The organism is Pseudomonas sp. 20-5, assembly GCF_056782835.1.
In genome coordinates this window covers 146,643-162,547 of the sequence record NZ_CM165584.1, presented here as the reverse complement: position 1 = coordinate 162,547, position 15,905 = coordinate 146,643, and the positions used below count along the sequence as shown (strand labels likewise).

Sequence of the window (15,905 nt, the reverse complement as noted above, 5' to 3'; positions counted from 1 at the left end):
ACCTATGCGAACCGACAGAGGAAGCCTGGCGCCTCCTCTGTCGGCGCCCGCCTCACCCGGCGATCAGGGCGCTCGCCGCCTCGCGGTGGCGGGCGATCAGGGCGGCCAGGTCGAGCCCTTCCACGGCACCGTCGACCACTCGCCAGGCGCCGCCGACCATTACCCGGTCGGCACGGTCGGCAGCGCACAGCAGCAGCGCCGAGAGCGGGTCGTGGCTACCCGAGAAGCGCAGCTCGTCGAGCTTGAACAAGGCCAGGTCGGCCTGCTTGCCGGGGGCCAGCTCGCCGATGTCGCTGCGCCCGAGCAGGCGTGCCGAGCCACGGGTTGCCCAGCCCAGGGCGAGTTCCGGGGTGATCCGCTCGGCGCCGTAGCGCAGGCGTTGCAGGTACAGGGCCTGGCGCGCCTCGAGGATCATATTCGAGGCGTCGTTGGAAGCCGAGCCATCGACTCCCAGGCCGATCGGCGCGCCGGCCGCCTCCAGCTCCACGGTCGGGCAGATGCCCGAGGCCAGGCGCATGTTCGAACTCGGGCAATGGCAGATACCGGTGCCCGCCTCGCCGAGCCGGCGGATCTCCTCGGCGTTGAAGTGGATGCCGTGGGCCAGCCAGGTGCGCGGGCCGAGCCAGCCGACGCTATCCAGGTAGTCCACGGTGCGCAGGCCGAAGCGCTGCAGGCAGAAGTCTTCCTCGTCGAGGGTCTCCGCCAAGTGGGTGTGCAGGCGTACGTCGTGGCGCGCCGCCACTTCGGCGCTGGCGCGCATGATCTCCGGAGTCACCGAGAACGGCGAGCAGGGCGCCAGGGCGATCTGCACCCGGGCACCGTCTCCGCGCTGGTGGTAGCGGGCGATCAGTCGCTCACTGTCGGCGAGGATGGTCTCGGCTTCCTGCACCGTCTGCTGCGGCGGCAAGCCGCCGTCCTTCTCGCCGAGGCTCATCGAGCCGCGGGTGAGCATGGCGCGCATGCCCAGTTCCTCGACCACCCCGGCCTGCACGTCGATGGCCTGTTCGAGGCCGCCGGGAAACAGGTAGTGGTGGTCGGCGGCAGTGGTACAGCCGGACAACAGCAGCTCGGCCAGCGCCACCTTGGTGGCCAGTGCGAGTTTCTCCGGGGTCAGCCGCGCCCAGACCGGGTAGAGGGTCTTCAGCCAGGGGAACAGCGGCTGGTTGACCACCGGCGCCCAGGCGCGGGTGAGGGTCTGGTAGAAGTGGTGATGGGTGTTGACCAACCCCGGCAACACCACGTGCCGGCTGGCGTCGAACTGGCTGGCGCAGGGCTGCGCGGGCTGTTGGCCGGCGCCGAGCAGCTCGACGATGCGGCCGTCTTCGACGACCAGGCCGCCGGCGGCGTCGAGACCGTTGGCGGTGAAGATGGCGAGGGGATTGCGAATCCAGGTGCGGGACATGTGCGGACCTTCGTCGGATCGGCGGGCCGGCGCGAACGCTGCCGGCCCTCGGTTGATGAGAGCCAGCTCAGTGTTCACCCTGTCTGCTGATCCAGGTCCGCGGGGCGACGACGGGACGCCACGCGCGTGGCGATATCCTACAAGGGATTTCTGGAGAGGTGTAAGGCTTTCCTCCCGGTGGCGGCCGGGCGCGGTTTGATGGGGGTCAACGGACGCCTCCCGGCAGGGGCATAGAGTGGGGGACTGCATAGCTGAAAACGTAGAACGGAAGGAGTCCCGCATGAGCGAAGAACCCACTGTCAGTCCCCCCTCCCCCGAGCAACCCGCCGCGCAGCCGGCCAAGCCGGCCCGGCCAGCCGCCCGCCGCGCCCCGCGCAAGCCGGCGACCCGCCGCCCGCGAGTGGCCAGCCCGGCGCAGAAGGCCCGCGAGGAGATCCAGGCAATCAGCCAGAAGCCGGTGGCCCTGCAGGTCGCCAGTGCGCCCCACGGCAGCAGCGAGGACAGCACCTCGGCGAGCCTGCCGGCGAACTATCCCTATCACACGCGGATGCGCCGCAACGAGTACGAGAAGGCCAAGCACGACCTGCAGATCGAACTGCTCAAGGTGCAGAGCTGGGTGAAGGAGACCGGCCAGCGCGTGGTGGTCCTGTTCGAAGGCCGCGACGCCGCCGGCAAGGGCGGCACCATCAAGCGCTTCATGGAACACCTGAACCCGCGCGGCGCGCGGATCGTAGCCTTGGAGAAACCGTCCTCCCAGGAGCAGGGCCAGTGGTATTTCCAGCGCTACATCCAACATCTGCCCACCGCCGGCGAGATGGTCTTCTTCGACCGCTCCTGGTACAACCGCGCCGGCGTCGAGCGGGTCATGGGCTTCTGTTCGCCGCTGCAATACCTGGAGTTCATGCGCCAGGCGCCGGAGCTGGAGCGCATGCTCACCAACAGCGGCATCCTGCTGTTCAAGTACTGGTTCTCGGTGAGCCGCGAGGAACAACTGCGGCGCTTCATCTCGCGCCGCGACGATCCGCTCAAGCACTGGAAGCTGTCGCCCATCGACATCAAGTCTCTGGACAAGTGGGACGACTACACCGCCGCCAAGCAGGCGATGTTCTTCCATACCGACACCGCCGACGCGCCGTGGACGGTCATCAAGTCCGACGACAAGAAGCGCGCACGACTCAACTGCATCCGCCACTTCCTGCACTCGCTGGACTACCCGGACAAGGACCGGCGCATCGCCCATGAGCCGGACCCGTTGCTGGTGGGGCCGGCCTCGCGGGTGATCGAGGAGGACGAGAAGGTCTACGCCGAGGCGGCCGCCGCGCCGGGCCACGCGAACCTGGATATCCCGGCCTGAGGCGGGCGGTCGCGCCAACGAAAACGCCCGGGGCGCTTTCGCGCTCCGGGCGTCCCTGGTTCGACGGTCGCTGGCCGGGTCACTCCGGCGCGGAGGTCCGGATCAGGTGGTCGAAGGCGCTCAGCGAAGCCTTGGCGCCCTCGCCCACGGCGATCACGATCTGCTTGTACGGCACCGTGGTCACGTCGCCGGCGGCGAAGATGCCGGGCAGCGAGGTCTCGCCACGGGCGTCGACGATGATCTCGCCACGCGGCGACAGCTCGACGCTGCCCTTGAGCCACTCGGTGTTGGGCAGCAGGCCGATCTGCACGAAGATGCCTTCCAGCTCGATCGACTTGAACTCCTCGGAGTTGCGGTCCTTGTACACCAGGCCGGTGACCTTCTGGCCGTCGCCCTTCACTTCGCTGGTCAGGGCGCTGGTGATCACCTCGACGTTCGGCAGGCTGTAGAGCTTGCGTTGCAGCACGGCATCGGCGCGCAACTTGCTGTCGAATTCCAGCAGGGTCACATGGGCGACGATGCCGGCCAGGTCGATGGCCGCCTCGACGCCAGAGTTGCCGCCGCCGATCACCGCCACGCGCTTGCCCTTGAACAGCGGGCCGTCGCAGTGCGGGCAGAAGCACACGCCCTTGGCCTTGTATTCCTGCTCGCCGGGCACGCCCATTTCGCGCCAGCGAGCGCCGGTGGCGAGGATCAGGGTCTTGGCCTTGAGGCTGCCGCCGCTCTCGAACTGCACCTCGTGCAACTCGCCGGCGTTCTTCGCCGGAACCAGCTTGCTGGCGCGCTGCAGGTTCATGATGTCGACCTCGTAGTGACGCACGTGCTCTTCAAGCGCCCGCGCCAGCTTCGGCCCTTCGGTCTCCTGCACCGAGATGAAGTTCTCGATGGCCATGGTGTCCAGCACCTGGCCGCCGAAGCGCTCGGCGGCGACGCCGGTGCGAATGCCCTTGCGCGCGGCGTAGATCGCCGCCGCGGCGCCGGCCGGGCCACCGCCGACCACCAGCACGTCGAAGGCGTCGCGGGCGGTCAGCTTCTCGGCGTCGCGGGCGGCGGCGCCGGTGTCGATCTTGGCGAGGATCTCTTCCACGCCCATGCGGCCCTGGCCGAAGACTTCGCCGTTGAGGTAGATGCTCGGCACCGACATGATCTGGCGCGCCTCGACCTCATCCTGGAACAGCGCGCCGTCGATGGCGACGTGACGGATGTTCGGGTTGAGCACGGCCATCAGGTTCAGCGCCTGGACCACGTCCGGGCAGTTCTGGCAGGACAGCGAGAAGTAGGTTTCGAACTCGAAGGTGCCCTCGATGCCCTTGACCTGCTCGATCACGTCCGCGTCGAGCTTGGAGGGGTGGCCGCCTACCTGCAGCAGGGCCAGCACCAGCGAGGTGAATTCGTGGCCCATGGGGATACCGGCGAAGCGCAGGCCGATGTCCGCACCGGGGCGGTTCAGCGAGAACGACGGTTTGCGCGCATCGCTGCCGTCGGTCTTCAGGGTGATCTTGTCGGTCAGGCCGACGATGTCTTGCAGCAGGCCCAGCAGCTCGCGGGATTTGTCGCTGTCATCGAGGGACGCGACGATCTCGAACGGCTGGCTGACCTTTTCCAGGTAGGCCTTCAACTGGGTTTTAAGATTGGCGTCCAACATGGTTCAGCTCCTCGAAATTCGGGCAAACGTATCCCCGGCGGATGGGACATCCGCCCTGCACGGCGCGTTGGCTGGGTGAAGGGCGGACGATCCGCGAGGGATCGTCCGCCGGAGAGGCTGGCGGCGAATGCCGCCGGCGCGGTCTTAGATCTTGCCGACCAGGTCCAGGGACGGAGCGAGGGTCTTCTCGCCTTCCTTCCACTTGGCCGGGCAGACTTCGCCCGGGTGGGCGGCGGTGTACTGGGCGGCCTTCAGCTTGCGCACGGTCTCGCCGACGTCACGGGCGATCTCGTTGGAGTGGATCTCGACGGTCTTGATCACGCCTTCCGGGTTGATCACGAAGGTACCGCGCAGGGCCAGGCCTTCTTCCGGGATGTGCACGCCGAAGGCGTTGGTCAACTGGTGGGTCGGGTCGCCGATCAGCGGGAACTGGGCCTTGCCGACTGCCGGGGAGGTTTCGTGCCAGACCTTGTGCGAGAAGTGGGTGTCGGTGGTCACGATGTAGACCTCGGCACCGGCTTTCTGGAACTCGCCGTAGTTGTTGGCGGCGTCTTCGATCTCGGTCGGGCAGTTGAAGGTGAAGGCAGCCGGCATGAAGATCAGGACCGACCACTTGCCCTTCAGGGATTCCTCGGTCACCTCGATGAACTTGCCGTTGTGGAAAGCGTTGACCTTGAACGGTTGGACTTGAGTGTTGATCAGGGACATCAGTCGTTCCTCTCTCAGTTGAATGGGGTGTTTCAAATCGACTGGGAGAATCTTAACGGGGTTCGGCAAAAATGCCCCATTGATTTAGGCCATCAGTGAAATTATCTAAATCTATCGAAGAATATATAAATAGTTAAAACAACTAATCGAAGAACCTGCCCTCGTCAGTGCCCGGCCTTCCACGGCTGGCCCAGGGAAACCGGGGCATACAGCCGGGTGCGCAGGGCATCGCGGGAGAGCAGGACCAGCACCAGGATGGTCGCCGCATAGGGCAGCATCGCCAGCAGGTTGGCCGGAATCGACAGCCCGATCCCCTGGGCCACCAGGTGCAGGATGCTGGCCAGGCCGAACAACCAGGCACCGAGCAGCACGCGGAACACCCGCCAACTGGCGAAGACCACCAGCGCCAGGGCGATCCAGCCGCGTCCGGCGGTCATGTTCTCCGCCCACATCGGCGTGTAGGCCAGCGACAGGTAGGCACCGGCCAGGCCGGCCATGGCGCCGCCGAAGAGCACCGCCAGGGTGCGCACGCGCAGCACCGGCAGGCCCATCGCGCTGGCCGCGTCGGGGTTCTCGCCGACCGCCTGGAGAACCAGCCCGGCGCGGCTGCGCAGGAGCATCCAGGCGACCGCGGCGAACAGCGCCAGGCTCAGGTAGACCAGCGCGTCCTGGGCGAACAGCATGCGCCCGAGCAGCGGCAACTCGCCCAGCACCGGCAGCGCCAGCGGGGCGAACCCTTGCAGCGGCTTGCCGACCCAGGCGGCGCCGACGAACGACGACAGGCCGACGCCGAAGATGGTCAGCGCCAGGCCGCAGGCCACCTGGTTGGCGTTCAGGTACAGGGCGACCCCGGCGAACAGCGCCGCCAGCAGCATGCCGGCGAGCACCGCGAGGAGCACGCCGAGCCACAGGCTGCCGCTGGAGAAGGCGACCATGAAGCCGATCACCGCGCCGAACAGCATCATCCCCTCCTGGCCCAGGTTGAGCACCCCGCTTCTCTCGCAGACCAGTTCGCCCAGGGCCACCAGCAGCAGCGGAGTACCGGTGCGGACCATGGCGAACAGCAGGTTGTCGAGCAGATCGATATCCATCGTGGTTCCTCGGCGGTTCGGCTCAGGCCAGGGCGTCGCGCAGCGCCGGGCGCTTGCGCCAGCGTCCGTGCAAACGTGGGCGGTAGAGGATCAGCACGTCGCAGGCGAGGAGGAAGAACAGCATCATCCCCTGGAACAGCCCGGACAGCGCCAATGGCAGGTTGAGGCTCATCTGCGCGGCCTCGCCGCCGAGGTAGAGCAACGCCATCAGCAGGCTGGCGCAGAGGATGCCGAACGGATTGAGACGGCCAAGGAAGGCCACGGTGATCGCCGCATAGCCGTAGCCCGGCGAGACCTGCGGCACCAGTTGGCCGATCGGCCCGGCGACCTCGCAGACGCCGGCCAGGCCTGCCAGCGCGCCGGAGAACAGCAGCACGAACCAGACCAGGCGCTTCTCGCGGAAACCGACGAAACCGGCGGCGCGGCGGTCGAGGCCGAGCACGCGGACCTGGAAACCGAGGAAGCTGCGCTGCGCCAGCACCCAGACCGCCGCCAGCGCCAGCAGGCCGAACAATGCGCCAAGGTGCACCCGGCTGTCCTCGAACAGCGCCGGCAGGCGGCTGGCCTCGCCGAACAGCGCCGACTGCGGGAAGTTGAAGCCATCCGGGTCTTTCAACGGCCCGTGCACGCCGTACAGCAGCAGGTTCAGCGCGATGTAGTTGAGCATGATGGTGGTCAGGATCTCGTTGGCGTTGAAGCGCGTTCGCAGCCAGGCGGCGAACCCGGCCCAGAGCGCCCCGGCAGCGGTGCCGGCGAGCAGCACCCAGGCCAGCGCCCAGCGGCTCTGCCAGTCGAGCAACTGGATCGCCACCGCGCTGCCGGCCAGGGCGCCGACCAGCAACTGGCCCTCCGCGCCGATGTTCCACACGCGCGCCTGGTAGGCCAGTGCCAGGCCGAGGGCACAGAGCAGGATCGGCATGGCCTTGACCAGCAGCTCGCCGAGCCCATAGAGGTCGCTGAGCGGCTGTACCAGCACGGTATGCAGGGTCTGCCAGGGATCGTGGCCGAGACAGGCGAACAGCAGCGCGCCGCAGACCAGGGTCAGCAACCCCGCCAGCAGCGGAGAGGCCAGCAGCATCCAGCGCGACTGCCGGCCGCGCGGTTCCAGGGACAACAGCATCACAGGCTCCCTTGGGCAACGGCGCCGGCGACCGCCGCCGGCGCCTCGAATTGACCGGCCATCCAGCCGCCGACCTGCTGCGGCGAAGCGCTCGCGGTGGCGACCGCCGGGCACAGCCGACCCGAACACAGCGCGGCGATGCGGTCGCTGAGCAGGAACAGCTCGTCGAGGTCCTCGGAGACCACCAGGATCGCCGTACCGGCATCGCGCAAGGCGATCAGCGCGCGGTGGATCAGCGCCGCCGCGCCGACGTCCACGCCCCAGGTGGGATGCGCCGCCACCAGCAGGCGCGGGGCCTGGAGGATCTCGCGGCCGAGAATGAACTTCTGCAGGTTGCCGCCGGAAAGGCTGCGTGCCGGCGCCCCGGCACCCGGGGCCTTCACGGCGAAACGGCGGATGATCTCCTCGGCCAGCGCCAGCACCTTGCGCCGCCGGACCAACCCGCGCTTCACCAGTCCCTGCTGGAAGGCGGTGAGCAGCGCATTGTCCGCCAGGCTCATCTCCGGCACCGCGCCGTGCCCCAGCCGCTCGGCGGGCACGAAGGCCTGGCCGGCGCGGCGCCGCGCATCCGGCGCCAGGTGCGCGCCGGCGCAGCCGCCGAGGCGGATGCGCTCGGCCTGGGCGCGCGGCAGGCGCACTTCGCCGCTGAGCAGGGCAAGCAACTCGTCCTGGCCGTTGCCGGCGACCCCGGCGATACCGAGGATCTCGCCGCTGCGCACCTCCAGGTCGAGGCCAGCGAAGGACACGCCGAAGGGGTCCGGGTTGCGCCAGTGCAGGTCGCGCACCTGGAGGAAAGGCGCGCCGCCGGTGACCTTCGGATACTCCGCCGCCAGGCCCTCGGCGTCGCCCACCATCAGCCGCGCCAGCTCGAGATCGGAACATTGCGCCGGCACGCACTGTCCGGCCACCCGTCCGCCGCGCAGCACCGTGGCGCGCTGGCAGAGCGCACGGACCTCGGCCAGCTTGTGGCTGATGAAGAGGACACTGCAGCCCTCCTCCGCAAGACGGCGCAGGGTGACGAAGAGATCCTCGGCCTCGCGCGGGGTCAGCACCGAGGTCGGCTCGTCGAGGATCAGCAGGCGGATGTCCTGCATCAGGCAGCGCACGATCTCCACCCGCTGGCGCTCGCCGATGGACAGCCCATGGACCAGCCGGCGAGGCTCCAGCGGCATGCCGTAGCGCTGCGACACCTCGCGAATACGCGCCTCCAACCGGCGCGGGCTGCCCGCCTCGGCGCCGAGGGCGAGCGCGATGTTCTCCGCCACGCTGAGCGTCTCGAACAGGGAGAAATGCTGGAACACCATGCCGATCCCCAGCGCCCGGGCGCGAGCCGGGTCGCGTACCTGCACCGGCTCGCCCTGCCAGCGGATCTCGCCGGCATCGGGACGGGTCACGCCGTAGATGATCTTCATCAGCGTGCTCTTGCCGGCGCCGTTCTCACCGAGCAGGGCGTGGATCTCGCCGGCGTCGATGCACAGGTCGATGCGGTCGTTGGCCAGGCAACCCGGATAACGCTTGCTGATCCCGCGCAGTTCGAGGCGCGGCGGCGCGAAGGAGGAAGGTGCGGACATGGCGGACCCGATCGGTTGCTCGACGATGCGGCGGCCGGTGCAAATACCTGGCCAGGAGGTCAGGAAAGCCCTGGAACGCGGCTTGCACCGGGAGCCACGGGCCAGGCTGCCGCGCCGAGCGGCACCAAGCCGGGGCACGCCTGAGACGCCGCGGCACATTTGCGGGCAACCCTGCGGCGCACCCGCGTGAGCATTTGTCGCAAAACAGTCATCACCACCTTGCTCACAGAGTTATCCACAGCGTGTCGGGAGCCCATCCGGGACCTTGGGAAGCCTCCCGCGCCGATCGTCCCGGCGATTTTCGCAACATTGGCGATGGACAGAAAACAGCCAACCCGGCAGGCCATGGGCGCGACCTGGCAAGGCATTTTTTCCAACACTTTGCCAACAGCTTTATCCACAAGATATCGACAGCCGTTCGGAGGAGCACGGCAGGACGATCTCTCCCGGCCAAGCCACGGGTCGGCCGAATCCCTGGGGCAGCCCCGGCGGCCCGCTTCCGGCACAGTTTGCCAACAGCTTTTCCACAGGAAACCCGCGGAACGGGAATGCCCGTGAAAATGTCTCCAGGACGTCCCCTTTAGACGCCATGATGCCCATGAATACTGGGTTTTCCGGCTTTCCAGGAAAGTCCGCGGCGATCGACGGAAGCATGCTCGGCGGCGCCATGGGTGGATCCGCTGTCCACAGTTTCGCGATGCACCGTCGTGGCGCATTCCACAGCACCTTTTCCCTGGCTCTTTCGCCAACCGGGAGAAATCCTGCGGCTCCGTCCAATGCCTTTCCCCCGACCGCCGAAGGCATTTTTTCAACGGGGAATGCGAACAGCTTTTCCACAGACAAACCCACAGAAGCGCCAGTTGCCGACCGGGCATTTCGCAAGGCGGATTCAAGGTGCCGGAACGCTTTCCGCGGATCGCCTGCCGGAAGCCAGATGGGCACATCCCGCAATGGCTCGTGCAATCTTTCCGCACACGCGCTACACACAGACTTATCCACAGCATGCGCACAGTGCATAATGGCGGAAGCGAGATCACGCGCCAAAGACGGGATATTTCCGTCGATTTCCCGGACTAAAGAGGCGAAAGCGCCATTCCGGCAGCAGAGGAGATGAACGATGCAGTACCTGCTGGCAACTTCGTCCCCCCACTTATCCTGCACTCCGACCACGGCGGGAGCGCGATGAGCAGTTCGGCCCATCGCGGGCGGATCCTGCATTTCCTCGGCGACCCGGCGAAACTCGGCGACAAGGCCTGGGAGTATTTCGAGGACGGCCTGCTGTGGATCGAACACGGCCACGTGCGCGCGCTCGATCACGCAACCTACCTGCTGCCGCAACTGCCCGCCGACCTGCCGCTGGAGGAGCATCCGCAGCGCCTGCTGCTGCCCGGCTTCGTCGATTGCCATGTGCATTACCCGCAACTCGGAGTGATCGCCTCCTACGGCACCCAACTGCTGGACTGGCTGGAAACCCACACCTTTCCCGCCGAGCAGCGCTTTGCCGATGCCGGCTACGCCGCCGCCCAGGCCGAGCTGTTCCTCGACGAACTGCTGCGCCACGGCACCACTACCGCGCTGGTGTTCGGCACGGTCCATGCGGTATCCGCCGAGGCATTCTTCCAGGCCGCGCAGAAGCGCCGCCTGCGGATGATCGCCGGCAAGGTGCTGATGGACCGCAACGCGCCGCCGGCGCTGTGCGATACCGCGGCCAGTGGCTACGCCGAGAGCCGCGCGCTGATCGAGCGCTGGCACGGCAACGGGCGCCTGCAATACGCGGTCACCCCGCGCTTCGCGCCGACCTCCTCGCCCGAGCAACTGGCCGCGGCGGCGCGCCTGCTGGACGAGTATCCCGGCGTCTACCTGCACACCCATCTTTCGGAGAACCTCAAGGAAGTCGCCTGGGTCGGCGAGCTGTTTCCCCAGGCGCAGGACTACCTGGACGTCTATCATCGCGCCGGCCTGGTCGGCGAACGCAGCGTGTTCGCCCATGGCATCCATCTCTCCGAACGCGAATGCCGCTGCCTGGCGCACAAGAACGCGGCGCTGGCGCACTGTCCCAGTTCCAACCTGTTCATCGGCTCCGGCCTGTTCGACCTTGGCCGCGCCCAGCAATACGGCATCCGCGTCGGCATCGGTAGCGACGTCGGCGGCGGCACCAGCCTGTCGCTGCTGGCCAACCTCGCCGACGCCTACAAGATCCAGCAATTGCGCGGCACCAGCCTCGATCCGTTCCAGGCGCTCTACCTGGCCACCCTCGGCGGCGCCAGGGCGCTCGACCTGGACGGCCTGGTCGGTAACTTCCTGCCCGGCCGCGAAGCCGACTTCGTCGCCCTCGACCTGGCCGCCACGCCGATGATCGCCCAGCGCATGGAGCATGCGCGCGGCCTGGCCGATACCCTGTTCGTGCTGAACACCCTGGGCGACGACCGCGCGGTGGCGGAGACCTGGGTGATGGGGGAGCGGCGCCATGTGAAGGGGTGAGAGTCTCTTTCCCGCGTTGGCTCGGCCCGTCGCTGCATGCCACCTCCTCGCGCCGTAGAGAAAAGACGCCGTTCGGCGGGCGGCCGAAGCTCGCGTTACTCCATCCGCGCCCTCACGACACCGCCACCGCCTCCAGGAAGCGCTCCAGCACCAGGTTCGGCCGGCGTCCCTTGCGGGTCACGATGGTCAGCGCGATGGCATAGTGGAAACGCTCCGGCAGCAGGGGCCGCAGCATCCCGGCGGCGACCCAGTCGGCAGCGTAGTGCGACGGCAGGTAGCCGATGAAGTTGCCGGTCAGGATCAGGAATGCCATGCCCTCGCGGTCCGAGGCGCTGGCGCTGTTGTTCAGCTCCTGGTGGCGCGCCTGGGCTTCGGCGGGCAGGCGGTAGCTGGGCGCCACGGCGTCCGCGGCGAGCACCTCGTCCACCGCGATATCGCCGTCGGCGCGCTCGAACAGTGCGTGGCCGCGGCTGCAATAGAGCTGCGCGTGCTCGTCATACAGCGGCAGGTACTCGAGCCCCGACAGCGGACTGATCAACGGCACCACGCCGACATGCAGGTGGCCGTCGAGCACGCCCAGTTCGATCTCGTTGGGGGTGGTCATGCCGATGTTGATCCGCACCTGCGGTCCCTGCCCCTTGAGCGCGCTGAGAGCGTGGGTGATGCGCATCTGCGGCAGGGTCACCAGGTTGTTGATGATGCCGATGTTGAGTTCGCCGCGCAGGTGCTGGTGCAGGTCGTTGACCTCGGCGCGGAACCCCTCCAGCGCCGCCAGCAGGGTCTGGGTCGCGCGATAGACCTCGCGGCCCTCGTCGGTCAGGGCGAAGCCGGCGCGGCCGCGCTGGCACAGGCGCATGCCCAGGCGCTTCTCCAGGTCGCCCATGTGCAGGCTGATCGCCGAGCGGCTGAGGCCGAGGGTGCTCTCGGCGGCGGAGAAACTGCCGCACTCGACGATGGTCTTGAAGATGCGCAGCAGGCGGATATCGAAATCGCTGACCTGGCCGAGCGACGGGTTGCGGGATTTGGCCATTATTGTTTTACCCAGTCGAAACTAAACGTGAGAAGAATAAGCTTTATCTAACCTTTCGTCAGGGCCAAGCTTGATCCAACGCTCCGCCGCCGCGTGCGCGGAACCTTCCAACAAGAAAGCCCGAGGATCGAACGATGAACCAGCCGCTCAACGTGGCCCCGCCGGTTTCCAGCGAACTCAACCTGCGCGCCCACTGGATGCCCTTCTCCGCCAACCGCAACTTCCAGAAGGACCCGCGGATCATCGTCGCCGCCGAAGGCAGCTGGCTGACCGACGACAAGGGCCGCAAGGTCTACGACAGCCTGTCCGGCCTGTGGACCTGCGGCGCCGGCCACTCGCGCAAGGAAATCCAGGAGGCGGTGGCTCGCCAGCTCGGTACCCTCGACTACTCGCCGGGCTTCCAGTACGGCCATCCGCTGTCCTTCCAGTTGGCCGAGAAGATCGCCGGGTTGCTGCCAGGCGAACTGAACCACGTGTTCTTCACCGGTTCCGGCTCCGAGTGCGCCGACACCTCGATCAAGATGGCCCGCGCCTACTGGCGCCTGAAAGGCCAGCCGCAGAAGACCAAGCTGATCGGCCGCGCCCGCGGCTACCACGGGGTCAACGTCGCCGGCACCAGCCTCGGCGGGATCGGCGGCAACCGCAAGATGTTCGGCCAGCTGATGGACGTCGACCACCTGCCGCACACCCTGCAACCGGGCATGGCGTTCACCCGCGGGATGGCCCAGACCGGCGGCGTCGAGCTGGCCAACGAGCTGCTCAAGCTGATCGAGCTGCACGACGCCTCGAACATCGCCGCGGTGATCGTCGAGCCGATGTCCGGCTCCGCCGGCGTACTGGTACCGCCGGTCGGCTACCTGCAGCGCCTGCGCGAGATCTGCGACCAGCACAACATCCTGCTGATCTTCGACGAGGTGATCACCGCCTTCGGCCGCCTGGGCACCTACAGCGGCGCCGAGTACTTCGGCGTCACCCCGGACCTGATGAACGTCGCCAAGCAGGTCACCAACGGCGCCGTGCCGATGGGCGCGGTGATCGCCAGCAGCGAGATCTACGACACCTTCATGAACCAGGCGCTGCCCGAGCACGCAGTGGAGTTCAGCCACGGCTACACCTACTCCGCGCACCCGGTCGCCTGCGCCGCCGGCCTCGCCGCGCTGGACATCCTGGCCAGGGACAACCTGGTGCAGCAGTCCGCCGAACTGGCGCCGCACTTCGAGAAGAGCCTGCACGGCCTGCAAGGCGCGAAGAACGTCATCGACATCCGCAACTGCGGCCTGGCCGGCGCGATCCAGATCGCCCCGCGCGACGGCGATCCGACCGTGCGTCCGTTCGAGGCCGGCATGAAGCTCTGGCAACAGGGTTTCTACGTGCGCTTCGGCGGCGATACCCTGCAATTCGGCCCGACCTTCAACGCCAGGCCGGAAGAGCTGGACCGCCTATTCGACGCGGTCGGCGAAGCGCTCAACGGCATCGCCTGATGAGCGGCCGCCCGCAAGCCGTACCCACCGTGCAGGTGGACAACGCCGAGGTGATCGTGACCGAATGGCGCTTCGCCCCCGGCGCGGAAACCGGGCGCCACCGCCACGGCCACGACTATGTGGTGGTACCGCTGACCGACGGCACGCTGCTGCTGGAAACCCCCGAGGGCGACCGCCACGCGCCGCTGGTCGCCGGACAGGCCTACTTCCGCAAGGCCGGCGTCGAGCACAACGTGATCAACGCCAGCGCACACGAAGTGGTCTTCGTCGAGACCGAGATCAAGTAATCCGCACCCGCTCCCCAGGGAGCGGGTAAAGGGAAAGGGCCACGGCCCTTTCGTCACCCCTAGCGAAGAGAGAACAAGACAAGATGGGCACCCTCCACCACCTGATCAACGGCGAAATGGTCGCCGACAACGGCCGCAGCGCCGACGTCTTCAACCCCTCCACCGGCGAAGCCATCCACAAGGTCCCGCTGGCCGACGGCAAGACCCTGCAGAAAGCCATCGATGCCGCCAGGGCCGCTTTCCCGGCCTGGCGCAACACCCCGCCGGCCAAGCGTGCACAGGTGCTGTACCGCTTCAAGCAACTGCTGGAGCAGAACGAGGCGCGGATTTCCAAGCTGATCAGCGAAGAGCACGGCAAGACCCTGGAAGACGCCGCCGGCGAACTCAAGCGCGGCATCGAGAACGTCGAGTACGCCTGCGCCGCCCCGGAAATCCTCAAGGGCGAGTACAGCCGCAACGTCGGCCCGAACATCGACGCCTGGAGCGACTTCCAGCCGATCGGCGTGGTCGCCGGGATCACCCCGTTCAACTTCCCGGCGATGGTGCCGCTGTGGATGTACCCGCTGGCCATCGCCTGCGGCAACACCTTCATCCTCAAGCCCTCCGAGCGCGACCCCAGCTCCACCCTGCTGATCGCCGAGCTGTTCCACGAAGCCGGCCTGCCGAAGGGCGTGCTGAACGTGGTGCACGGCGACAAGGAAGCCGTGGACGGCCTGCTCCAGGCGCCGGAAGTGAAGGCCATCAGCTTCGTCGGCTCGACCCCCATCGCCGAATACATCTATGCCGAGGGCACCAAGCGCGGCAAGCGCGTGCAGGCCCTGGGCGGCGCGAAGAACCATGCGGTGCTGATGCCCGACGCCGACCTCGACAACGCCGTCAGCGCGCTGATGGGTGCCGCCTACGGCTCCTGCGGCGAGCGCTGCATGGCGATCTCGGTGGCGGTATGCGTCGGCGACCAGGTGGCCGACGCGCTGATCGCCAAGCTGGTTCCGCAGATCAAGGCGCTGAAGATCGGCGCCGGCACTTCCTGCGGCCTCGACATGGGCCCGCTGGTCACTGCCGCCGCGCAGGCCAAGGTCACCGGCTACATCGACAGCGGCGTGGCCCAGGGCGCGGAGCTGGTGGTGGACGGCCGTGGCTACCAGGTCGCCGGCCACGAGAACGGCTTCTTCCTCGGCGGCAGCCTGTTCGACCGGGTGACCCCGGAAATGACCATCTACAAGGAAGAGATCTTCGGCCCGGTGCTGTGCGTGGTTCGCGTCAACAGCCTGGAAGAGGCCATGCAGTTGATCAACGACCACGAATACGGCAACGGCACCTGCATCTTCACCCGCGACGGCGAGGCCGCACGCCTGTTCTGCGACGAGATCGAGGTCGGCATGGTCGGCGTCAACGTCCCGCTGCCGGTGCCGGTGGCCTACCACAGCTTCGGCGGCTGGAAGCGCTCGCTGTTCGGCGACCTCCACGCCTACGGCCCGGACGGCGTGCGCTTCTACACCCGGCGCAAGGCCATCACCCAGCGCTGGCCGCAGCGGGCCAGCCACGAGGCCTCGCAATTCGCCTTCCCCAGCCTCTGAAGGCTGACGACGACAGGCATGGTCGGTAACGACCATGCCTTTTTTCTTTTTCCGCAATCAGGAGTCCGCAACGTTCCACCGCCGTGAAACCTCACCCACGGCCGCACCCATGGCGTCGCCCACAAGGCGGCCCAGACCTTGCCCAAGAACAATTAAAG

At 67.5% G+C, this 15,905-nt stretch carries 12 protein-coding genes; 5 read left to right on the top strand and 7 right to left on the bottom strand.

Annotation, left to right across the window (positions count from 1 at the left end):
* Positions 1 to 52 precede the first annotated feature (52 nt).
* Positions 53 to 1,402 (bottom strand): 8-oxoguanine deaminase, encoded by a 1,350-nt coding sequence (locus tag AC1RB9_RS00745; RefSeq protein ID WP_003106724.1) that lies wholly within the window; start codon positions 1,400 to 1,402, stop codon positions 53 to 55.
* Positions 1,403 to 1,859: 457 nt separating this feature from the next.
* Here AC1RB9_RS00745 and ppk2 point away from each other — a divergent pair, with 457 nt between their 5' ends.
* A complete protein-coding gene (gene ppk2, locus AC1RB9_RS00740) occupies positions 1,860 to 2,756 on the top strand; it encodes a polyphosphate kinase 2 (protein WP_003121626.1) in 897 nt (298 codons plus the stop codon).
* Between the two features lie 79 nt (positions 2,757 to 2,835).
* On the opposite strand, the gene ahpF is transcribed toward ppk2, so the two are convergent.
* The 5 genes from ahpF to AC1RB9_RS00715 all read right to left on the bottom strand — a co-directional run bounded on the left by ahpF (position 2,836) and on the right by AC1RB9_RS00715 (position 8,891).
* Complete coding sequence (gene ahpF / locus AC1RB9_RS00735) at positions 2,836 to 4,401, bottom strand: alkyl hydroperoxide reductase subunit F (RefSeq protein ID WP_003107146.1); 1,566 nt, start codon at positions 4,399 to 4,401, stop codon at positions 2,836 to 2,838.
* A 144-nt stretch (positions 4,402 to 4,545) separates the two neighbouring features.
* Positions 4,546 to 5,109: an alkyl hydroperoxide reductase subunit C gene (gene ahpC, locus AC1RB9_RS00730; protein WP_003083828.1), complete on the bottom strand. Its 564-nt coding sequence runs from the start codon at positions 5,107 to 5,109 to the stop codon at positions 4,546 to 4,548.
* 164 nt (positions 5,110 to 5,273) lie between these two features.
* Complete coding sequence (locus AC1RB9_RS00725) at positions 5,274 to 6,200, bottom strand: ABC transporter permease (RefSeq protein WP_003083821.1); 927 nt, start codon at positions 6,198 to 6,200, stop codon at positions 5,274 to 5,276.
* A gap of 22 nt (positions 6,201 to 6,222) precedes the next feature.
* Positions 6,223 to 7,320, bottom strand: a complete 1,098-nt coding sequence (locus AC1RB9_RS00720; RefSeq protein ID WP_003112631.1) for an ABC transporter permease — start codon at positions 7,318 to 7,320, stop codon at positions 6,223 to 6,225.
* A complete protein-coding gene (locus AC1RB9_RS00715) occupies positions 7,320 to 8,891 on the bottom strand; it encodes an ABC transporter ATP-binding protein (protein ID WP_023085742.1) in 1,572 nt (523 codons plus the stop codon). Before AC1RB9_RS00715 ends, AC1RB9_RS00720 begins: the two co-directional genes overlap by 1 nt.
* Positions 8,892 to 10,001: 1,110 nt before the next feature.
* Here AC1RB9_RS00715 and guaD point away from each other — a divergent pair.
* A complete protein-coding gene (guaD, locus tag AC1RB9_RS00710; protein WP_003142418.1) occupies positions 10,002 to 11,372 on the top strand; it encodes a guanine deaminase in 1,371 nt (456 codons plus the stop codon).
* Positions 11,373 to 11,484: 112 nt separating this feature from the next.
* On the opposite strand, the gene bauR is transcribed toward guaD, so the two are convergent.
* Positions 11,485 to 12,402 carry an HTH-type transcriptional activator BauR gene (bauR, locus tag AC1RB9_RS00705; protein WP_003083805.1) on the bottom strand — a complete coding sequence of 306 codons (918 nt, stop codon included), beginning with the start codon at positions 12,400 to 12,402 and terminating at the stop codon, positions 11,485 to 11,487.
* A 134-nt stretch (positions 12,403 to 12,536) separates the two neighbouring features.
* On the opposite strand from bauR, the gene bauA reads away from it, so the two are divergent.
* The 3 genes from bauA to AC1RB9_RS00690 all read left to right on the top strand — a co-directional run bounded on the left by bauA (position 12,537) and on the right by AC1RB9_RS00690 (position 15,747).
* Positions 12,537 to 13,883 (top strand): beta-alanine--pyruvate aminotransferase, encoded by a 1,347-nt coding sequence (bauA, locus tag AC1RB9_RS00700; RefSeq protein ID WP_003162762.1) that lies wholly within the window; start codon positions 12,537 to 12,539, stop codon positions 13,881 to 13,883.
* Complete coding sequence (bauB, locus tag AC1RB9_RS00695) at positions 13,883 to 14,170, top strand: beta-alanine degradation protein BauB (RefSeq protein WP_003083790.1); 288 nt, start codon at positions 13,883 to 13,885, stop codon at positions 14,168 to 14,170. The genes bauA and bauB overlap by 1 nt, the downstream gene beginning before the upstream one ends.
* An 83-nt stretch (positions 14,171 to 14,253) precedes the next feature.
* The gene (locus tag AC1RB9_RS00690) at positions 14,254 to 15,747 is read left to right on the top strand and encodes a CoA-acylating methylmalonate-semialdehyde dehydrogenase (protein WP_003101230.1); all 1,494 of its coding nucleotides are present in this window, start codon (positions 14,254 to 14,256) and stop codon (positions 15,745 to 15,747) included.
* Positions 15,748 to 15,905 lie beyond the last annotated feature (158 nt).